We start from the raw sequence: 20,919 nt of genomic DNA, 5'->3' as shown, positions 1-20,919 counted from the left end.
TGCGTCCGCAGGTTCCGTGATATTCGCCGCCGGGTCGCCGATCGGCGACCCACCCCGGCTGTGCGCCGCCCGCCGCCCGATGAACCAGTGACTTCCACGGGCGCGACGTGCCCGGCGCGTGGTGAGAGTGGAGGGAGACCGCATGGGAGCCTTCGTGGCCCCGGAGAGGAGACGTCATGTCCTACCACAACGTTGACGACGGCGACGACCAGGCCGACGTCGCCTGCTGATCGAACCTTGGGAGCCGATCATGAACGTTCCTGGCAAGAAGGTCGTCGTCATCACCGGTGCCTCACAGGGCATCGGCGCAGGCCTGGTCGACGCCTGCCGCAGGCTCGGCCACCGGGTCGTCGCGACCTCCCGCACCATTCTCCCCTCCGCGGACCCGGACGTCCTCACCGTCCCTGGGGACATCGGTGATCCCGCCACGGCCGGGCGTCTTGCCGCCGGCGCGACCGAGCGGTTCGGACGCATCGACACCCTGATCAACAACGCCGGCCTCTTCATCGGCAAGCCGTTCACGGAATACTCCCAGGAGGAGTACGAGGCGATCATCGGCGTCAACCTGACCGGCTTCTTCCGCCTCACCCAGCTCGCCGTCGAGGAGATGCTCCGGCAGGGCGGCGGACACATCGTGCAGATCACCACCAGCCTGGCCGACTATGCCAGCTCGACCGAGCCTTCGGTGCTCGCCTCCCTGACCAAGGGCGGCCTGCAGTCGGCCACCAAGTCCCTCGCCATCGAGTACGCGGCTCGCGGTATTCGCAGCAACGCGGTCTCGCTGGGCGTCATCAGAACCCCGATGCACCCGGACGACTACGACGAGGAACTCGCGCGGAGGCATCCGCTCGGGCGGATGGGCGAGGTGGAGGACGTCGTCCAGGCCGTCCTCTACCTCGAGGCCGCGTCCTTCGTGACAGGCGTGACGTTGTACGTCGACGGGGGCCGGAGTGCCGGCCACTGAGCAGCGCTGTAAGGCTGTGCCTCTCAGTTGGAAGCACATCGGTCGTGGCGCGGACCCTGCTCGGGGCGAACGATCGGGGAAGGGAGGCGCTTGGCACGACGGGCCTGCCCGAGACCGATCGGCCGGTCCCGCCGGAGAGTCCGGGGTGCCCGTCGCGCGCCGTCTGGAGGCACCCGATGAACGGCAACCGTCCTGCAACGAGTCCCCTGACCGTCACGGTGCTCGTCTTCCCGGGTGTGCGGCTGCTGGATGTCACCGGCCCCGTCGAGGTGTTCGCCTCGGCCAACGAGTTCGGAGGCCACTACCGGGTCCAGATCGTGTCCGAGGACGGAGCGGACGTGATCACCTCGGCCGGGACGCGCGTCAGTGCCGACCGGTGCGTCTACGAGGTTCAGGAGCCTTCCGATGTGCTGGTGATTCCCGGTGGCCCGGAGTGGGAGACGCTGATCAAGGATGACGCGCTCCTGGACGTCGTCCGGCGACTGAGCGCGGCAGCGCGCTGTACGGCCTCCGTGTGCACGGGGGCGTTCTTGCTGGCCGCGGCGGGGCTCCTGGACCGTCGTCGCGCCACGACCCACTGGCGTTTCACGCGCCAACTGGCCCTGCGTTTCCCGTCCGTGCGAATCGAACCGGACGCCATTTTCGTGACGGACGGCAAGATGATGACATCCGCGGGCGTCAGTTCCGGTATCGATCTCTCCTTGGCCTTGGTGGAAGAGCACTACGGGGCGGAGGTGGCTCGGGCAGTCGCCAAGGACATGATCGTGTTCATGCAGCGACCGGGAGGGCAGTCCCAGTTCAGCGTGCGCTCTCAGATTCCCCATTCCCGGCACGAGTTGCTTCGCAGCATCCTGGACGCCGTGGTCGAGAATCCGGGAGCCAACCACAGCCTGGCGGCGATGGCGCGACGGGCCGGTGTCAGTGTCCGCCACCTGACCCGGCTCTTCCACGAGGAAGCGGGTACGACGCCGGCCAGATATGTGGAGGAGGTACGGATGGAGGCCGCCCAGGTCTTGCTGGAGACAGGTGACGACTCCACGGCCGTGGTGGCGCGACGCACTGGATTCGGATCATCCGAGTCCCTGCGCAGAGCGTTCGTACGGCATCTGGGTGTCACGCCTGGAGCCTTCCGCACCAGGTTTCGGACGACCGGCGCGAGGCCGGAAAAGGCTCGTGAGCCGGTTTCGAGTGTCCGCCGCACCACGTGAGGCGCGTCCAGCACCAAGCGCCTGGTCAGAAGGCCGCTGATCATGCAAATGGCAGTGCGGAACCTCGAAATCAGGACACTGGACCGGCGGGGCCGCGCGGCGGTCGGACGCTGGAGACTCGTCTGTCGCGGGGAGGGAGCGCCCCGCGTCCAGGCGAAACGTCCGGTCAATGGTGAGTGCGCTGCCCGGTGTTGCCTCCGCGAGTGCGGCCCGCGCCTTGGGCGCCAGGAACGGATCCGCGGAACACGACGCCGCGTGGACCACCTGAATGTGGGCGAACTCCATGACGCTTACCGGGAAAAGGGTCACTGGCGTAGGCGATGACGCACCCGCTCACCCTGGGGTCACCGCTGCCCACGATCCGGCGGAGGACGAAGTGCCGATCGGCCGCCTGCCCGCAGGGCCGCGTCGCGATCGAGGCGCGCCCGCGAAAACGCCCTCGTGACGGGGCGGCCCAGAACCGCGTGCTCAGCGTGGACGGAGTGCTCGGCTTCGACGTCCCCGGGCTCGCACGCTCACGAGTGCTTCTCGATCGCGGTCCTGGTGGCGTGTCCGGGTCCAACGTGTGGTCCCTGCGGCGAGCGATTGCGCGGGACCGGTCGCTTCCCAGGAGGGCATGGCGGCTCTTCCGCAGTACGGCGTCGGCGGACCCCAACGCACCGCACACCGCGTGGCGTCCCGGCGGCGGCCCGTCGACCTGAGTCATCTCCAAGCTTCCGCGGGCCGGGGTCCGTCCGCGGGCTCAGGACCAGCGCATCGAAGACGATCAGGTGGCGGTCTCTGTGGCAGGCACACGAGACCGGTTTCGGCGGAATACTCACCGGCGCTCAGCCGGTGATCGGACAGGCGGATCAGCGCATGTGTCGGCTGGCGTGGAGCAGGGACCGGCCCGCCACGATCAGCCAGGCCAGGACAAGCGCCGTGTACAGAAAGGCAGTCGTCCAGGTGAGCGGTGCGGAGCCCGTGCGCGTGGCGAGGGTGCCGGTGGCCGTGACACAGGCACCGACCGGGAAGATGAAGGACCACCACGTGGGCGCGAACGGCAGGCCGGCCCGGATCGTCCGTGCCGTCAGCCCCGTGGCGAGGGCCAGCCACAACATGGCGAAGCCCCACAGCACGATGCCGCCCAGCAGCGCGAGGACGGCGGCTCCCCGAGCGTAGGGCGCGGGGAGCGCCGTCGGTGCCACCGAGGCCAGCGCGCCGAGGGCGGTCACCGACTGCCCCAGCGCGCCCAGGCCGATCCACACGGTGGGCACGGCGGCCCCGGTCGGCACCTCGTGGTGCACCAGGCGACCATAGATCATGGCCAGTACCAGCAGTGTCGCGATCAGGCCGAGACCGAACATCGCGTAGCAGCCCAGCAGAAGGGCGAGCCGCAGCTGTCCGGCCCGCGCGTGGGGGACCAGCAGCGCGCCGGTCGCGGCGGAGACCATCGGCGGCACCACCGGCATCAGCCACCCGCCGAACGCCGCGTTCGGCGCGAACCGGTGCCGGGTGACCAGCAGGTACGGCACCGCGCAGGCCGTGACCAGGCCGAGCCCGGTTCCGGTCAGCCACAGCGCCCAGTCCACGCCCACAGCCGCCTCGAGCCCGATCACGTCCTTGCCCAGCGACAGCGCGCCCGCGCCCACCGTCAGCAGCGCCATCGGGGGCGCGCCCAAGAACTGGGCCAGTACCGGGTCGGCGGCGTGGGAGCGGATCGCTCGTTGCCGGAGGTAACGCGCGGCCAGCACGAGCAGCAGCGCCCCGGCGCCGGCCCAGACCAGCGTGGCGGCCGTCCGCAGGCCGGGAAGGGAGCGCGGCAGGGTCGCCGCGGCGTTGGCGACGATCCCCGTGCCCATCACCGCCGCGAACCAGGTGGGGCCGAGGAGCGGGCGGGTCGTTCTGGGGGTTATGGCAGTTGCGGGGCGGGCCGGCAGCGAGAGATCCATGATCCGCAGCATAGGTTCGGGCCGGGGCAGGTCTGCTGATCATGTCCTGATGTGAGGGACCGCTGGCACAGACCGAGCATGAGCAGGCCCGCCGGGAGGACCCGCGCGTCCTGTCGGTGAGTTCGCGGTTGCATAAAAGGCGCTCACCGAGGCAGGGCACGACGTCGTGGTCGCCACGTCCAACCGTGCGACTCCGAACGTCGACATGATGAGCCTGTGCCCGTCCACGGCGGCGGTGTGCAGAGGCCTGTCGAACTGGAGGAGATCATCCGTTCCCGCGGGCGAGCCGGATCGCCCGTGCCCGCATCCCGTTGGAGCCGCGGGCTCAGCCGGTGCGGCCCGCGTGGACATCCACATGGCCGCGCTCACCGCCCGGCACCACCAGGTCGCGCGAGGCGGCGCGGCCAAGTCTCTCCGCATGGCCCGCCACGTTTGCTGACCGCCGCCCTACGGCAGCGCTCGAGCGGACACGGCGGGCACTCGATCCGCCTGTGTCCGGCCGGCGTCGGCTTCCTTCCTGCTCGTCGAGCGGCGGCGGACCGGGGCGGCCGCCATCGCGGCGAACACCACGGCCCAGACGAGGCCGGCCACCCAGACCTCCCAGCGGCCCGCGCTCGTCATCCACGAGGTCGCGGTCGCGCGCCCCAACTCGTGTGTGGTGACCGCATACATGCCGATCGGGAACACCAGGTTCCACCAGCCCACGTCATAACGCAGCGGGACCCGGCGCAGGACGTGGCGCCATGCACCCAGCGCCAGCAGGAGCGGGATCAGCCAGCTGGAGAACGCCCACAGGACGACGGCCGCTCCTTCGAGAAGGGGACGCCGCAGCAGCGTGCTGTCCGCCGGAAGGGCCATCAGACGTACGGCCGCGAGCACGGTGATCGCCGCCGCTCCCATGAAGATCCAGACGGATGTCATGAGGCCCTGCGGTCGGACGGGACGGGCGAGCAGCCTGGTCAGTACGATCGCCGCGGTCAGCAGGTACTGGATCAGCCCGATGCCCCAGCACACCCCTGCCACCACGGCCAGCGCGCGGCCCGGGGTTGCAGGGGCCAGCGAGGCCGCCGCGACCGCCACCGATTCCGACCCCACGGCCCACAGGAACCATGTGCCGTTGACCTGGTCGAGCGATGGCTCCCGCTTCACGGTGGTGATGAGGGCGATGGGGACGCCGTAGTCCAGAATCAGCCACCCGAGCGCGCCGAAGGTCAGGAACGCGCCTGCCGCCATGGTGCGGCCGTCCGGTACGAGGCGTGCGGCCAGCACGTTGGAGGAGACGGCGACGGTGAGGAAGGCGAAGGCACGCGGACCGAGGAAATCTGCGGCGAAACGCTGCCGTCGGCGCAGCATTCGCCAGCCGTAGGCCGGCACCAGCACCGCGAAGCCGACAACAGCCGTCCACAGCAGTGCCGCGGAGACGGTGTCGGCGCCGTTGACGTGAAGAGCCGTGGAGACGATTCCGGTACCCATGACGAACGAGAGCGCGCCGGCGTTGAGGTTGGTCACCGCGGCGGAGACCGTTGCCCGGTGACCGGACGATGGGGGAGAAGGGTGAGCATGTCCGGGCTGGGGACCCGGGGCGTCAGTACCCCTGGCGTCGCGGGGGACGCCGTCGGTGAGCCACTCGGCGATGACAGCGGCGTGGCTGTGGTCGACGTCCTGGGTGGCGGTCAGCAGGGTGAGGCTGCCGCGCGCGGCCATGTTCCGCAGCCGGGTGGTGGCCTGCCGGTGCCCCCGATCGGCCAGCTCGGTGAGATAGCGGCAGCGGAACTCGTCGAACCGTGCGGGGTGTCGGCTGTACCAGTCCTGCAGTTCGGTGGAGGGTGCGATGCCGGACAACCACTCAAGGGGTGCGCCTCGACGGCGGATGCCCTGCGGCCAGACTCTGTCCACCAGCACGCGCGCGCCCGTGCCGCCGTCCTGAAGGAGCATCTGGTCGCTGAACGGGCGATACGTGATCCGATTAACCATGGTGCGCCCTCCGGTCGCTCTTGCCGTACGTGCATTTCAGTGGGACGGGCATGTCGAGGAAATCCGGGCCGAGGACTGTGCGGGGGCGGTCGGGACCGTGGAGCCCGCGGTGGCGGCGCGGGCCCGGATCATCGGAAAGCCGCGGTCACGAGGGTCTTCTGCTCCAGGCCGTGCCGGCGGCTGGAGCCGACCGCGGGAGCGGGTGCCTCGGGTCGGCCGGCGCAGCTCACAGGGCGTTGCGCCAGTCGGTGCAGACGCGGCGCGAGGAAGGACCACGCGCCCTGGTTCTCCGGCTCCTCCTGCACCCACCTCACGTCCGCGGTCACGGGGAAGCGGGCGAGTGCGGCGGCGAGCTCCCGCTGGGGGAAGGGGTACAGGCGCTCGATACGGACCAGTGCCGTGTCGGTGAGGCCGGAGGCGTGCCGGTGGGCGTCGAGGTCGTAGAAGACCTTCCCGGAACACAGGAGTACGCGCGAGACCTGACCTGGGTCCGTCTTGTCGTCCGGCAGGACCGGGCGGAAGCCGTCCCGGGCGAACTCGGTCAGGGCGGAGGTGGCGGTCTTCGAGCGCAGTATCGATTTCGGGGTGAAGACCACGAGCGGCCGCCGGGGGCCCTCCAGCGCCTGCTGCCTGAGCAGGTGGAAGTAGTTGCCGGGCGAGGACGGCATGGCCACGGTCATGTTGCCCTGTGCGCAGAGCTGGAGGAATCGTTCGATCCGGGCCGAGGAGTGGTCGGGTCCCTGTCCTTCCAGGCCGTGGGGCAGCAGCAGTGTCACGGCGGAGCACTGACCCCATTTCTGCTCGGAGGACGCGATGTACTCGTCGACGACCGTCTGCGCGCCGTTGACGAAGTCTCCGAACTGGGCTTCCCAGAGCACCAGGGCTTCTGGGCGGGCCAGCGCGTAGCCGTATTCGAAGGCCAGTACCGCCAGTTCGGACAACATGGAGTCGTACGGGGTGAAGGGCGCGGTCCGCGTCGCGAGGGAGCCCAGCGGTGTGTACTCGGCGCCGGTGCGCCGGTCGGTGAGTACGGCATGGCGCTGGCCGAAGGTGCCACGTCGCGAATCCTGCCCGGCCAGCCGTACCGGCACGCCCTGCAGCAGGAGGGAACCGATCGCCAGTGTTTCCGCGGTTGCCCAGTCGACCGCGTTGGCCTCAAGGGCCGCCGTACGCCGGTTCAGCTGCGGCAGGACGCGCGGGTGCACGGTGAAGCCGGCGGGCAGGTCGGTCTGGGTGGCGAGGACCCGCCGGGCGGTCCCCTCGTCGATGGCGGTCACCGCCCGAGGGGCAGCGGGTGCGGCGCCCGCCTGTCCGCCGCCAGTGGCCGGAACGTCAAGCGCCGGTGCGGGGGCAGGCAGCGCGCGCGTCTCGCTGAAAGCCCGTTCGAGGTGTTCCTGGTAGTCGTGGCGGGCACCCTCCACCTGCCGGTCGCCGATGGCCCCACGCGCCACCAGTGACGCGGCGTAGAGCGTGCGCACCGAGGGCTTGCCGTCGATCTGGTCGTACATCGCCGGCTGGGTGATGGACGGGTCGTCGACCTCACTGTGTCCGTGACGCCGGTAGCAGACCAGATCGACGACGACGTCCTTGTGGAAGGTCTGGCGATAGTCGAAGGCGAGGCGCGCGACGCGGTCGACGGCCTCCGGGTCGTCGCCGTTGACGTGGAAGATCGGGGCTTCCACCATGCGTGCCACATCGGTGGCGTAGGTGCTTGAGCGGCCGTTGGCCGGCGCAGTGGTGAAGCCGACCTGGTTGTTGATGATCACATGTACCGTTCCGCCGGTGCGATAGCCGGGCAGTTGCGACATGTTGAAGGTCTCGGCGACGACGCCCTGACCCGCGAAGGCCGCGTCGCCGTGCACGACGACCGGCAGGACCGCCCGGGGCACACCCTCTTCGGCGAGGTCCTGTTTGGCGCGCACCACTCCCTGCGCGACCGGTCCCACGATCTCCAGGTGCGAGGGGTTCGCCACGACGGAGACGGTGATGGACCCGCCGCGCAGCCCGCGGTAGTCGCCCTGCGCGCCGAGGTGGTACTTCACATCTCCCGAACCCTGGACGGATCCGATGTCCGCCGTGTCCTCGAACTCCCCGAAGATCTGCGCGTAGGACTTGCCGATGATGTTGGCCAGGACGTTGAGCCGGCCGCGGTGGGCCATGCCGATGACGGCTTCCGCCACTCCGTCGTCGATGGCACGGAGCATCAGGGCGTCGAGCAGCACGATGGCCGACTCCCCGCCTTCGAGCGAATACCGCTTCTGACCCACGTACTTGGTCTGCAGGAAGGTCTCGAACGCCTCTGCGGCGCCGAGTCGGTAGAGGATCTGCAGTTGCCGGGAGCGGTCGGGCTGGTGCTGCGGGCTCTCGACACGCCGCTGGATCCAATGGCGTTTACCGATGTCCTGGATGTGCATGTACTCGAAGCCGGCGGTGCCGCAATAGAACTCCCGCAACGCGCGCAGAACTTCCTCGGTCGTCATCGTGGCGCGTCCCGCGAACCTGTCCACGACGCACTGCTTCACCCGGTCCGCGTCGTGGAGTCCGAACGCGGCGATGTCCAGTTCGGAAGGCGTGGCGGCGGGTCGTGAGGACAGCGGATCGGTGGCGGCCATCAGGTGGCCCCGCACGCGATAGGCATGTATCAGTGCTGCGACGCGTACGGCCTTGAGGGCCGGCCCGTCGGTGTCCTCGCGTGCCGCCGTGACAGCGGTGCGCGCCGGCCGGTCCACCGATGTGACCGGCTCGGCCGGTGCCGCGAAGAAGTTCCGCCAGGTTTCGTCGACCGAGCCCGGGTCGTGCAGGTAGCGCTGCCGCTGCTCGTCCACAACCCATTCGTTGAGTCCGAAATCCAGACCGCGAATCACCGCTGGAGCGGTGTCTGATTGCGACGCCATGGCGTGAAACGCCTTCTTTCTTGTGCGTGGCCGACCAAACCCGGCGCGGCCGGACGGCCGTCTGTACCGCGCGTCCCCTGTGCGCGGAAGCGTCCTCCGCTGAACAGACCGACCTGCGTGACCACGTCGCACCGACGATGCTAGGACGCGGGGAGGAGCCGGACAGACGGCCGCTGCGGCCACATCAGCCTCACATCAGGACATCGGCCGGATGGCCCTGCGGCCGTTGATGTCGCCCCGAAGATCGCCTGGCCGGATGGTGGTGAGCAGTTCATTCGGAGGGGCCGGCTGTCCAGGCCGGTGCCCGGCAGGGCGGCCTGGCGGATCCCGGAAGCGGAGACTCGCTGCAACCGGCAGCCGAGGAAGTCGGCTCTGAGGAAGTCAGCCCTGACGACGGAGGACGCTCCGGCGAGTCGGCGGCGGCCCGCCGCCTCGTCATCGGGCGGCGGCGAGGTAGGGCCTGAGGTCGGCGACGGTGGAGAAGGCCGGGGCCCGTGGGCAGCGGAACAGTGCGTTCTTCGGCTCTGCCTGCAGGCATGTGACGCGGCCGCGCAGGTCCAGTTCCTTGGTGCGGCGACGCCGAAGTACCGTGGTGATGGCGGACGAGCCTGTCGCGCCCCGGACCGGGCGGGTGGCGCCCGTGACCACGGTCTTCATCGGCGGCCGCTGTCCGGTGGGGGCGCCGGCGTGCCGTGCGGGTGACGTGCTGATGAGGTGAAGCCGTTCTCGGGTGCATGGGCCCTTGACCGTGCAGCGCCGACGGTCAGGAGCCGGCGAACGGGCCGTCGGCCATCAGGCCGGAACGGCCGGGCCGGCCGGATGCGACGCGGAGTCGGGTGAACTCCACGGCGAGAGCCGGCGGAGGATAGTGCGCGTCGAGCCCGCTCGGGTCCGGCTGGATCCATGCGCGCGCTCCGCCGAGGAAGGCGGTCGCCACCGGGCCCCCCTCCTCCGCGGCGTGCCGGTGGGCGGAGCCCACGGCCGGGGCGGACGCCGACGGCCGGCTGACGCAGGCGGCGGGGCGGCGTGCCAGTCGCGGCGCGGGATTGCGGTGCCACACGTCCCGGCGATCAGGAGTCGGCCGGCGGCGCGGCCGAAGTCCAGTTCCTCTGCGACCGCGAGGAAATGCCGCAGCTGGCACGGTTCCAGCCGGTCATGCCACGCGTGCCGGTGCCGGACCTACCGTGAAGCAGCCGCCTGCGGGGCTGCAAGGCAGGGGTCAGGGGCCTTCATGACAGGCTGCGTTGCGCAGGGTTCGCGCCGCGCGGCCGGTGGACGCGGGCGTCCGACGGCATGCACTTGCTCGCGCCCGCCACCGTCACGTACGTCCTGCGTGCGCGTTTCATCGCTGTGGTGCGGCCGATGTCCGTGCCACCTCCGGCGACAAGGTGTGCAGGCCGTCGAAGTGCTCGGGGGTCTCGTGCGGTCCTCGGGTATCTCCTGGTGCGGACGGCCGGAGCCCGCCCGGCTCACCGGTCGCCGGCGGTCAGCCGCACCGACAGGTCCCACAGTCTGCGGGCGCTGTCGGGGTCGACGGCGTGGGCCGCGACACCGCGGCGCACACCGGGGGTGTGCGCTCCGGCTTCCTGGCAATCCTCGAAATACCGGCCGGTGACACCGTCGACCAGGGGGGACGCCGCCAGTAGGACCGAGGTCGCAGCGCCCTGGGCGATGTTCTTCTCCGACACGCCGGAGGTGCCCGACGGATCGAAGGAGGCGGGCGGTGCGTCCATGTGGCGGCCGAGGCCGGTCTCCCAGATGCGCCCGGGATTGAGTGCGTTCACGGCGATGCCATCGGCGGCCCAGCGCTTCGCGGCCTCCACGGCGAAGAGGACGTTTGCGGTCTTGGACTGGGCGTACGCCTGCCACGGGTCGTAGGGCTCCCTGGTGAAGTCGGGGTCGTCGAAGCGGACAGGGCCGTTGACGTGTCCGACCGAGCTGAGGACGACCACACGGGCGTCGCCCGCCGCCGCGAGGGCGTGGTGGAGGCCCACGGCGAGGGCGAAGTGGCCGAGGTGGTTGGTCGCGAACTGCAGCTCACGGCCGGCGGCGGTACGCAACTCGGGTGTGGCCATGATCCCGGCGTTGTTCACCAGGATGTGCAGCGGTCCGTGCCAGTCCGCGACGAAGGAGCCGACCGACGCCGGGTCGGCGAGGTCCAGAGCAGCGGCCCGCGTCAGGACGTTGCCGGTCTCGGCGGCGATCTCCCGCGCGACGTGGGCGGCGGCGTGCAGGGTGCGTCCCGCGACGGTCACTTCGGCACCCGCCGAGGCCAGGGCACGAGCGGTCTCCCGGCCGAGGCCTCCGGTGGCGCCGGTCACGACGGTTCTGCGGCCGGTCAGGTCGACGCCGTCGACGACCTCGGACGCTGTCGACTGTGCGCCGAACGGTGTGGTGGGGCTCTGCGTCATGATTCTTCCCTGTTTCTGGTGGACGCGTGGCCGGGGGCACCGCCGGCCGTGTGCTCGTGAGGATGGGCGGATGCGGAGCCGCCGCCTACGATGGTCATAAGCGGAGTGGGATCCGCTTATGCGACGACCATAAGCGGAGTCGGCTCCGCTTGCAAGGAGGAGTCATGCAGCGCGCACTGCGGGCGGATGCCCAGGCCAACCGCGATCGCCTGCTGGAGGTGGCCGCCCGTGCCTTCGCGCAGCAGGGTGCCGACGCTTCGCTGAAGGCGATCGCCGCCGAGGCAGGGGTCGGGATCGGAACCCTCTACCGCCGCTTCCCCGCCCGAGAAGACCTCATCGAGGCCACCTATCGCAACGAGACCGACCGGCTGTGCGCCTCGGTCCGCGAGCTGCTCGCCGACCGCGCGCCCCTGGCGGCGCTGCGCGAGTGGGCGGAGGCGTTCGTGGACTACATGCTCACCAAGCGGGGCATGGCCGACGCGCTGCCCGCGATCCTCGCCGCCCGCGAGGACCTGCGCCGGCACAGCCGCGACGCCCTGGGCGAGGCGGTGACCGCACTGCTCGACGCCGGGACCGCGGCCGGTCAGGTGCGCGAGGACGCCGAGCCGAACGACGTCCTCATGGCGCTCGGTGGAATCACCCTCATCAGCAGCCACGAGCACCAGCGCGGCCTCGCCTCGCGGCTTATCGTCCTGCTCCTCGACGGCCTCGCCGCCGGCCACCGGCCCGCCCCGGCGTGGCCGGATCGCTGAGATGCTCGACCCGCCGCCATGGCACGTTCCGTTGGAGTCCGCGCCGGCGTCCGCCTCGGGCGGGCTCGACGCTGACCGGAGAGCCGGAACCGAGGACGCCGAGCCCGCCAGGCCGATGCCGGACGCGACACCGGGCGGTGCGATACCGACCGCCGACATGATGAGCCTTCGCGCTTCAGTCGGCGGGCGGTGAGGAAGGGTCCCTCGGACTGCAGGCCATCATCCGTTCCGCCGAAGTGATGCGGCGGCCGCTGACGCTGTCGGACGTCCGCCTCGAGGACTGCGGCGCGGTGTACCTGCCGGGTGGCCGGGGGCCGACTGCCACGGCACCCACCCGGTCCGTCCAGGCTCTGGGAGGAACCGCCACGCAAGCACGGTGTCCTTCCGAAGGCCGAGGTCGTCGCGGTGCTCGGCGAGCGAGACCACCGACCTCGCCGGCGCCGGCCGGCGCCGTCTGGGTGGCTCACGATCCGTGTCCCGCGTGTCAGGAACCGACGCGTTCGCCGCCCGCGCGAACTGACGTCCGGTCGCGCCCGTCATGCAGGGTGAAGTCGGCCCGGACGGCCACGCCGGACTGCAGCAGCTTCTGGCGGACCAGGGGGGTTCGTCCGGGGTGCGAGACGACCGCACTGATGTATCCCTCGGGCAGGCCGGTCAGGGCGTACTCGCCGTGCGCGTTCGTCGTGGTCCGCACCAACTGTCGGCCGCCGGTGTCCATGACGGTCACGGCGGCATGCCGGACGGGCTGTTGTTCGGCGTCGCGGACGGTGCCCTCCAGCATCGGCAACAGCTCGCCGAAGTGGTGGGGATGGACCGGTAGCGCGGTGGGCCTGGGCGCCTCCACGGAGGGGTCCTCCACCGGCGGTTCGGGAACGTCCTCCAGATCGTCCTGCGCTGCCGGTCGTACGGCCATGCGGTGGTGGTGCCAGGCGTCGAGGCCCAGCAGCCCTGTGCCCGCAATGATCCACGCGCACAGTACGAGGACCGGTTTCAGCGCCCCGGCACCGTCGAAGTACAGCACTCCTCGCAGGGCGTCGACCGCGTTGCCCAGTGGCATGACGCGGTGCAGAGTCTGGAAGAATCCCGGCAGCAGCTGGACGGGGACCAGGCCGCTGGAGGGAACGCTCAGGACGACGTACAGGCCCAGACCCGCCAGCGGGAAGAAGTGCTTGACGAAGGGCGCCATGCCGAGGGAGAACGTGGCCACGGCGGTGGTGAGAAGGAAGGCGATCGTCAGGGCTGTCGGGTCGTTGGGGAAGAAGTCCAGCCTCACGCCGACGAGGAAGCCCACGATGCTGAAGAGGCCGGCGACGCCCAGGATCGTGATCAGCTTCGTGCGCCGGTTGAAGGTCACCGCGCGCAGCAGGGTCGTCGCGAGTATGTAGCCGGGCACGTTCCAGGCGATCGCGAAGTAGACCAAGGTCGTCCCGGTCGCGTCCCTGCTGACTGTGGGGGCCACGTCCGTGACGGTGAGCTTCTGGTGGTTGTGCGCCGCAAGCCGGGTGAAGTCCTTCGTCAGCGCCTGCTCGAGGGCCGCGCCGTTGGCCTGGGCCACGTACAGTGCGGCATGTCCGCCCGTGGCGGCGAACGCCGCCACTGCGTCCCGGCCCAGCACCGCCCGGCGGGCTGCTCGGGAGTCCTTGACGGCGCTGACGCGGAATTCGCCGGGACGCTGTCGTTGCAGGGCCGTGCCGACGGTGCGTTCCACCGCGGGATCAGCGATCACGAGCTTCGCGTGGTGGGGCTGAGGCTGGTGGAAGGCCAGGGGGAAGCAGAAGAGCAGGCCGAGGAAGAGGGCTGCCGGGATCGTGAGGGTCTCGGCGAGGACTCTGGCAACGGATCTGCCCCGTGGGCGCTCGATCCGGTGTTTCACAGGAGCATCCCCTGTCCGCCACGGCGGGCTGGGCCGCACACCCCGCGGGGCACATGGCCGACCGGTGGCCCGGCAACCGCATGGCGGCCGTTCCGGCAGCGGTAGTCCCTCACCGTTCGCGGTCCACTCAGTGTCACGGCGCCCCTCTCGGCTGCCCCGCGCCTGACCATCGCCATGGCGCCTGTCGATTAATGTACCGATCGGCACATCTACGTCTGCCTGGACCTTACGCGTACCGATCGGTACAGTCAAAGCGTGCCCCGCCCCGTCAATGCCGTGAAGCGTGCCGAACTGCTGCAGCAGGTGGTGCACCAGTTGCAGCATCAAGGCGTCGCCCAGATGTCGCTGAGTCCGCTCGCCGAGTCGATCGGCACCACCAAGCGCATGCTTCTCTACTACTTCGGCAGCCGCGAGAACCTCCTGGCCCAAGCGCTGGCCGCGAGCCGCCCCGACGCGCACGCGATGTTCGACGACGTCCGCGACAGTGCGGCACTGTGCAGGGCGGCGCATGCCCTGTGGGAGGCGATGACCGTCGGGGAGCAGTCCGGTCCGGTCCGCATGCTGCTGCAGTTGCTCAGCCTGGCCGTCACCGATCCCGAGCAGTACGGCGACATCGCGGCCGAGACCGTCGAGGTCATGGTCGGCCCCATCGCCGAGGCTTACGTCCGGCTGGGACACCCGCCGGAGCAGGCGAGGGCAGGGGCCACACTGCTCGTCTCCGGCCTGCGCGGTCTGTGCCAGGACCGCTTGGTGACCCATGACGTCGTCCGTACCGACGCGGCCGCCCGCCGCCTCATCAGGGACGCGGTCACGGCGGTCGGCTGAGCCCGCGCCCCGTCACTCCGAGGCCTCGATGCCACCCCCCGCATGCGCGAAGCAGGCCGGACCCGTCCGCCTCCGCCGCGCGGCAGAAGAGGCGCCATGCGCCCCCGGGCCGCCGTACGCGCGGGCGCACGCCTCAGAGGCTGAGGGCCGAGAGCGGACTGGGCGATCCAAGGAGTTCCCGATGCCGGCCGGAGGTCCCGTCTTCGGCACCTGGTCGAGGTCCTGCGAGGCCAGGGGCTGCTGGGTGAGTGGCACATCCCGGCGAAGTCGTCCCTGTTCCCCCCCCGCCAGAGGCTGGGACCGGAGCCGCTGCGTGTGCTGTCCGCCATGACCGCGAAGCCGCTGGGCACCGAGGGCATGCCGGGCTGCTTCTGGCGCGGACGGCGGCTGCTGGCGGTGGACGGCAGTACCGCTGATGGCGGGCAGCCGGGCCCGGATGCTGCTGACCAGGCCCGACAACAGCAAGGCCCGACAATGCGAGCTCCTGGCCAAGTTCACCGCCGCGTGCCCCGAGATGAGCCAACTGGCAGCAGCTATCAGGGGCTTTGCTCCGCTCCTTGCACCTCACGCCGATAATGTGCCGACGCGCTGTCGCGCTGGGATCAGCCAGGTCCGCGGCGTCGGCCTGCCCCACCTGCACGCCTTCACTCGGGGTCTGGAGCGAGACCTCGACGCCGTGATCGCCGCCCTCCCGCTTCCGTACAGCAACGGCCCCACCGAGGGCGTCAACGCCAAGAGCAAGCGCATCGCGCGCCAGATGCACGGCCGAGCAGGCTTCACCCTGCTCCGGCACCGCATCCTTCTCGGATGACAGCACGCTCCGCCACCACCGAATGTGAGACAGGGCCGGTCTTCTGACAGTCCCGGTCCTACTGCGCGGCTCGGAAGGAGGAGGCCCAGGTGCGGTCGCGGCCGGGCAGGCCGCCCGTCCCGGTCTGGCAGACGTAGGGGCAGAAGATGCTGTTGAGCACCCAAGGGGTGCTGCTCGGACCGAAGTCGGGGATCGGCGCGCCCTCGGTGATGCCGTAGCTGGACACGGCGAGTTTACCGGTGTTGCGCATGCGGGCTACCCAGTTCGTGATGAAGGTCGAGTGGTTGGCGAACCACGTGTTGGAGAGCAGGAAGTCGTTCCACTTCTGCTCCGTGAAGGGGTTGTTGGCGGCATCGTGGATGACCTGCCACACCAACGTGCCCGCCGGAAGGCCGTAGGCACTCGTGAACGAGGGGTCCACCGGGTCGCTCATGTGCTGCTTCCAGAGCTGGATCAGGGAGAACTCGGTGGCCAGGAACGTCTGGTCCGCGCGGAGGTAGGGCAGGATGTAGTCGAGGTACTTCTGCGCCGCGTCGATGCCCGCCACATGCGGGTGGATGTCCGTACCTGCGATGTCGGCGTTGCCGGCCACGAAGGTCATCCAGCGGTCGGTCTGCGCGTCCCGCTTGGCAGCGTCCTCGAGGCCGTTGAGCGCCCCCATGTAGAAGACGGTCTTGCAGGTCGTGCCGAAGTGCGTGCGCCGGTACCGGATGGCGTGCCGGGCCAGCGCCTCGTAGAAGTCGTTGATGGCGGAGGCCGTACGGTCCGCCTGACTGGTCTCGTAGAAGGGCTCGTTGCCGATGGTGACGATGTCGACTTTCCCGAGCACCGCCGCAAGGACCTTGTCGAGCCGGGTCAGGGCGGCGTCCATGGCCGCGGTACCCGGCGCTGGAAGCGTGGTGTCGTGGTACTGGAACTTCGTGGAGAGCACCGTGCCGTAGCCGGCGGACGACGCCCGCAGCAACGTCGCCATCCCCGTCTGCGTCGCCGGATCCCCCGAGTCGGCGTCGGACATCAGGTAGAAGCCACGCATCCAGGTGGCGGAGACAGCGCTCAGCTCCGCGTAGTCGATCATGTCCAAGGACTCGTTGTAGTTGGCGCCCAGGATGCCCGAGGCGGGGGGCGCGGTCACCTGGTTCACGACCGCACCGGCCGGCACCGCGCCGGAGGAACCGCCGGCGTCGGCCGCGGTCATCGCGTCGCGCCCGCCGTCCGCGCTGCGGGCCGCCAACCCGGCCGCCGCGAGCGCAGCGCCTGTGGCCAGGCCGAGCAACCCGCGCCGGGACATCGACGTGCGCTGTGGCCCACCACCGGATTCTGTACCACTTGCCTGCATGTGATCGCCTGCCCTTCCGTTAGGTTCCATCAGCGAAAACAGCCCTCGCATCCCGGCGGCAACGGCTGTTCAGGGCACGTTGCCACCTTCGGCTTTCGCGTACGGAGATGTGCCGTTGGGCGAACCGGTGGGTGCGGTCTTGTCCTTGCACGGGATCACAGAAGCCGGCCCCGATCCGCCTGGTGAGCTCATGCACCTCGGCAGGGTTGTCCGAAGCCTGGCCGCTCGGCGGGGTCGTCCTCCGAGAATCCGGTGAGCTGCCGAGGCACATAGCCGCGGGCAGTGGAGTCCTGGCCGCTGTGGGGGCGGCACAGTTGCCCGGTCTCCATGCGGGCGGGACAGTACGGGTCCGCCACGTCCGCCCCCGCACCGGCGAAGAGCGAGGCAACAGGTCGGGGCCTGTCTCACCGCGCGAAGGACGCCCGACCCGCCCGCACCCGGCATGGCGCGTGAGGACGGCGAAGAGCGGCACGACCACGAGACTTGCCTCAAGGGCAGCACGCGATGAGGGGCCGGTGACGGCGTGGGTGCCGCGCACCCCGCGCCACCGGCCGCCGCGTGGACGGTCAGCCCTTCATCGTCTGCCCGAGGTTCCGGCGCTTGACGTAGACGCGGTTGCCCGCCGGGCCCGTCCATTCCATCCGGACGACGCCGGGGACGGCCCCCCGGGCGATCCGTGACGGGTCAGCCCAGTAGCCCCGGTTCGGGTTGCGGAAGAAGGTCGACCACAGCTCTCCGTTCCGGTCCAGGAAGAAGTTGTTGTGGCCCAGCCCCACACCGGCGGTCCAGCGCTCCGAGTACGGGCCCTCGAAGCGGTCCGCTACGGCGAGCACCGAGTCGTACTGGTACTGCTTCGTGCCCGCCACCTTGTTGTAGGCGGACTGTGTGGTGCCGTCGGCGCCGGTCCATTGCCGGTCCCAGATGGCCTGGGAGAGGAAGTACTTGCCTCCGTGCTTGAAGACGTACACGCCCTCGCGGTACGGATCGGGCGTGTAGGGCGTCTGCGCGAACAGTGGGAGGTTCGTCGGCGTGACGATGTCCTCCATGTCCGTCCGGAACTTGGCGTACAGGTCGTTGTGCAGTACGAGCCAGGCGCTGTCGTCCTCGGAGAAGAAGCTTCCGTCGATGTGGAAGTACGCGCCCGGCTTGATGAAGTTCGGTCCCCCGATGAAGGAGTCACCGAAGGGCTTGTCGACGTTGCCCTCGATCAGCCGGTACGGGCCCTCCAGCCCGCCCTCGCTCACGAGCATGAACGAGCCGACCTTCTGGGAGTGGTCGCCCATGCAGGCCACGATGTACCACTTCCCGTTGAAGCGGTGCACCTCCGGCGCCCAGACCTCGCCGCGCTTGCCGAACATGTCGTCGTACCAGTATTCCTGCCACGGCGCGACGACGGTCCGACCGGTCGTGTTCTCGTCGACGAACTCGGGCGACCACACCTTGCCCTTCTCGGCACCGGGCCGGATCCCGGTCGTGTCGATCAGCCGCCACGGCCCCGTGAGGGAGTGCGCGACCCACAGGAAGATGCCGTCGTTCCAGGGGGCGGCGATGCTGAGCCCGGGCGCGCGGGTGGTGCCGGTGGCGACGTAGACGGGGGCACCGCTGCCGTGGTCCTGGAAGCAGTTGACGTAGAAGTCCCGCATCCACACCACTCCGCGGTCCTTGTCACGGGGGCGCAGTTCGAGCGGAAGGATGAAGGAATTGTCGTCACGGGGCCACAGGTCCACCCGGGTGTCGGCGGTGCCGTACGGCTGCAGGTCGGGCCAGTTCGGCGGGTAGCGCCGCATGGATCCCGACCGCGCCGCCGCCGGATCGGACACCGCGTGGGCGGCGCTCATCGGCAGGGCGGCAGCGGCTCCCAGCCCGATGGCACCGGCCAGTAGGGACCGCCTGCGCATTCCGTCCTTGTCAAAGCCGGTCATCAGTCACATCTCCTTCGTTGTGCGGGATGCGGGCCGGGCCGATCGCCCCTGCCGTCCCTGGGCCGAGGACCCGTTCTTCTGCCGGCCGGCCCCGGCCGCGACGCGTGCATCCGGACCTGCTGACGACCACGGCGCCGTCGTCGACGAGCTTCGCGACGGCGTCGTACGGGGTCGTCCGGGAGAATCTGGTGAGCTCGCGGAGCCCGCTCCGGCTGAGCGGGCCGTGCCGGCACAGCAGTTCCAGCACCAGCACCTCGTGCTCCGATCCACCACGTCTCGGAGGGAGGTCCCTGGTTGGCATGCCGCACAGCATTCAAACGACCGCCTCATTAGGTCAACACTCCGGATAAATAATCCGGACGATCCCGCTCCCTGCCGCAGCCCATCCGACAGGGTGTTTGTGCACGTCAATGAGGTGTGCGAGCTCCCCGCCTGCTACGTCAAGATTGCGTAACGCGCGCGATCTTCCCGGACAGACTGGACACAGCGGCGCACGTTCACCGCCGGCCGGCAGAGATCAGGCGGATGTGCGGAGGTGCTTGCCATGATCCATCCGGGCGCTTCAAAGACGCATGTGGTGGACGTTGCCGCTGTTCACGGCATTGCCAGAACCGGAATCGTGGGCCTCCTCCGGTGGGCGGACCGGGCGAGCCGCACTGCCGCGTGTGAAGATTTTGCCAGTTGCTTTTGCCGCAGTGTTGACGAAATATCTCGGCCTTCCTACCTTGACCTGTATGCAGAAGCCCGCAGGAGCGCACGCCCTGGTGAGGCGGACCCATGAAGACCGCGTGCTGCGCGCCCTCCAAGCGAACGGTGTCATGAGCCGCGGCGAGATCGCCCGGGTCGTCGGCCTGTCCCGCACGACCCTCTCCGAGATCACCGGCAACCTCCTCCAGCGAGGGGCCATCGTCGTCCTGGACAAGGACGACACCCGCCGACGGGGCAGCGGACGGCCGGCCGAGCGCCTCGCGCTCGACCCCGCGTCGGCGCAGTTCATGGGCGTCGACTTCGGGCACCGGCGGGTCCACGTCGCCGTCGCCGACGCTTCGCACGAGATCATGGTCTCGGGGTCGGTCCGCTACGACGACACGGCGTCCTGGCAGATGCGCACCGAGCTCGCCCTGGCACTCGTCGACCGGCTGGGCTCCCAAGCCGGCGTCCGCTACGGGGCACTTCAGGGCATCGGCATCGGCGTCCCGGGTCCCTACCCGGCGCCTGAAGAGAGCGCCTGGCCCCGCGCCACCCCGGGCGCGACGATTCTGCGACCGGCTCCGGACGGGGTGGACGCGGCCTTCGCCGAACGCTTCGACGCGCCCGTGATCGTCGACAACAACACCCGCCTGGCCGCTCTCGCCGAGGCGATCACCGGCGCGGACAGCGTCGCCGATCTGCTGTACGTGCGCCTGGCCGACGGTGTGGGCGGCGGGCTCGTCATCGGCGGCCGGCTGGTCACCGGCTCCACCGGGCTGGCGGGCGAACTCGGGCATGTGACCGTCGAACCGGTGGGCCGTCCGTGCCGGTGCGGCAAGCGCGGCTGCCTGGAGACCGTGGCCTCGACGCCAGGCATCCTCGCCACCTGCTGGGAGTTGGGTCTGCGCCTGGACGGCCCCGAGGCTCTGGCGGAGGCCGTGTCCCGCCGGCACCCCGTCGCGGAACGCGTGCTGCGGGAGGCGGCCGCGGCGCTGGGACGGGTCCTGGGAGCCGCGACGATGGTCCTGAACCCGGCGAAGGTGGTCGTCGGCGGAGAGATCGCTCGGCTGTCACCCGTGATGGTGGATCAGGTGGCCGCCACTCTCGCCGGCGAACTCTTCCCGATCGCGGCGGCAGGTCCCGTCGTCGAGGCCGCGCGGCTCTCGGACGACGACGGCGCCCTCGGCGCGCTCGCAGCCGTCTTCCACAACTCCCCCCTTCTGGCGAAGTATCCCGAGACCGCCGACGTGAAGGCCTGTTCCGAAGGATCCGCCCCGACCCCAGGAAGAGCCGCCCAAGTCCGTTCCTGACAGGCAGGGTCCCGACCG

Annotated in this window: 14 protein-coding genes and 1 pseudogene; 6 read left to right on the top strand and 9 right to left on the bottom strand. The window is 70.2% G+C overall.

Annotated features, from left to right (window positions below; genetic code table 11):
• Positions 1-250: 250 nt before the first annotated feature.
• Positions 251-964, top strand: a complete 714-nt coding sequence (locus tag ACJ9NR_RS39965) for an SDR family NAD(P)-dependent oxidoreductase (protein ID WP_412494619.1) — start codon at positions 251-253, stop codon at positions 962-964.
• Positions 965-1,140: 176 nt separating this feature from the next.
• Positions 1,141-2,172 carry a GlxA family transcriptional regulator gene (locus ACJ9NR_RS39960; RefSeq protein WP_412494618.1) on the top strand — a complete coding sequence of 344 codons (1,032 nt, stop codon included), beginning with the start codon at positions 1,141-1,143 and terminating at the stop codon, positions 2,170-2,172.
• A gap of 851 nt (positions 2,173-3,023) precedes the next feature.
• Here ACJ9NR_RS39960 and ACJ9NR_RS39955 read toward each other — a convergent pair.
• The 6 genes from ACJ9NR_RS39955 to ACJ9NR_RS39930 form a co-directional block, all read right to left on the bottom strand.
• Positions 3,024-4,103 (bottom strand): TDT family transporter, encoded by a 1,080-nt coding sequence (locus ACJ9NR_RS39955; protein ID WP_412494617.1) that lies wholly within the window; start codon positions 4,101-4,103, stop codon positions 3,024-3,026.
• Between the two features lie 447 nt (positions 4,104-4,550).
• Positions 4,551-6,077 carry an SLAC1 family transporter gene (locus ACJ9NR_RS39950; RefSeq protein ID WP_412494616.1) on the bottom strand — a complete coding sequence of 509 codons (1,527 nt, stop codon included), beginning with the start codon at positions 6,075-6,077 and terminating at the stop codon, positions 4,551-4,553.
• A 128-nt stretch (positions 6,078-6,205) separates the two neighbouring features.
• The gene (locus ACJ9NR_RS39945) at positions 6,206-8,971 is read right to left on the bottom strand and encodes a multifunctional oxoglutarate decarboxylase/oxoglutarate dehydrogenase thiamine pyrophosphate-binding subunit/dihydrolipoyllysine-residue succinyltransferase subunit (protein ID WP_412494615.1); all 2,766 of its coding nucleotides are present in this window, start codon (positions 8,969-8,971) and stop codon (positions 6,206-6,208) included.
• 435 nt (positions 8,972-9,406) lie between these two features.
• Positions 9,407-9,628, bottom strand: a complete 222-nt coding sequence (locus ACJ9NR_RS39940) for a hypothetical protein (RefSeq protein WP_412494614.1) — start codon at positions 9,626-9,628, stop codon at positions 9,407-9,409.
• 106 nt (positions 9,629-9,734) lie between these two features.
• Entirely contained in the window at positions 9,735-9,908 is a 174-nt protein-coding gene (locus ACJ9NR_RS39935; protein ID WP_412494613.1) for a hypothetical protein, read from the bottom strand.
• 532 nt (positions 9,909-10,440) lie between these two features.
• On the bottom strand, positions 10,441-11,382 hold the full coding sequence (locus tag ACJ9NR_RS39930; RefSeq protein WP_412494612.1) for an SDR family NAD(P)-dependent oxidoreductase: 942 nt from the start codon (positions 11,380-11,382) through the stop codon (positions 10,441-10,443).
• Between the two features lie 164 nt (positions 11,383-11,546).
• Between ACJ9NR_RS39930 and ACJ9NR_RS39925 the strand changes: the two genes are divergently transcribed.
• On the top strand, positions 11,547-12,134 hold the full coding sequence (locus ACJ9NR_RS39925) for a TetR/AcrR family transcriptional regulator (protein WP_412494611.1): 588 nt from the start codon (positions 11,547-11,549) through the stop codon (positions 12,132-12,134).
• Between the two features lie 484 nt (positions 12,135-12,618).
• On the opposite strand, the gene ACJ9NR_RS39920 is transcribed toward ACJ9NR_RS39925, so the two are convergent.
• Positions 12,619-14,007 carry a carboxypeptidase regulatory-like domain-containing protein gene (locus ACJ9NR_RS39920; protein ID WP_412494610.1) on the bottom strand — a complete coding sequence of 463 codons (1,389 nt, stop codon included), beginning with the start codon at positions 14,005-14,007 and terminating at the stop codon, positions 12,619-12,621.
• A 255-nt stretch (positions 14,008-14,262) separates the two neighbouring features.
• Between ACJ9NR_RS39920 and ACJ9NR_RS39915 the strand changes: the two genes are divergently transcribed.
• Together ACJ9NR_RS39915 and ACJ9NR_RS39910 are read left to right on the top strand one after the other, a co-directional pair.
• Positions 14,263-14,832 (top strand): TetR family transcriptional regulator, encoded by a 570-nt coding sequence (locus tag ACJ9NR_RS39915; RefSeq protein ID WP_412494609.1) that lies wholly within the window; start codon positions 14,263-14,265, stop codon positions 14,830-14,832.
• 430 nt (positions 14,833-15,262) lie between these two features.
• Positions 15,263-15,643, top strand: a pseudogene (locus ACJ9NR_RS39910) (transposase); the annotation flags it as partial.
• Positions 15,644-15,701: 58 nt separating this feature from the next.
• Here ACJ9NR_RS39910 and ACJ9NR_RS39905 read toward each other — a convergent pair.
• Positions 15,702-16,931, bottom strand: coding sequence for a hypothetical protein (locus ACJ9NR_RS39905; RefSeq protein WP_412494608.1), 1,230 nt, complete (start codon positions 16,929-16,931; stop codon positions 15,702-15,704).
• 614 nt (positions 16,932-17,545) lie between these two features.
• Positions 17,546-18,901 carry a family 43 glycosylhydrolase gene (locus ACJ9NR_RS39900; RefSeq protein WP_412494607.1) on the bottom strand — a complete coding sequence of 452 codons (1,356 nt, stop codon included), beginning with the start codon at positions 18,899-18,901 and terminating at the stop codon, positions 17,546-17,548.
• A 734-nt stretch (positions 18,902-19,635) separates the two neighbouring features.
• On the opposite strand from ACJ9NR_RS39900, the gene ACJ9NR_RS39895 reads away from it, so the two are divergent.
• The gene (locus ACJ9NR_RS39895) at positions 19,636-20,901 is read left to right on the top strand and encodes an ROK family transcriptional regulator (protein WP_412494606.1); all 1,266 of its coding nucleotides are present in this window, start codon (positions 19,636-19,638) and stop codon (positions 20,899-20,901) included.
• The last annotated feature ends 18 nt before the right edge of the window (positions 20,902-20,919 follow it).

The sequence above is a fragment of the Streptomyces sediminimaris genome (genome assembly GCF_047049295.1).
In the GTDB taxonomy this organism is placed as follows: Bacteria; Actinomycetota; Actinomycetes; order Streptomycetales; family Streptomycetaceae; genus Streptomyces; species Streptomyces sediminimaris.
This window is presented reverse-complemented; position numbering and strand designations above follow the sequence as displayed.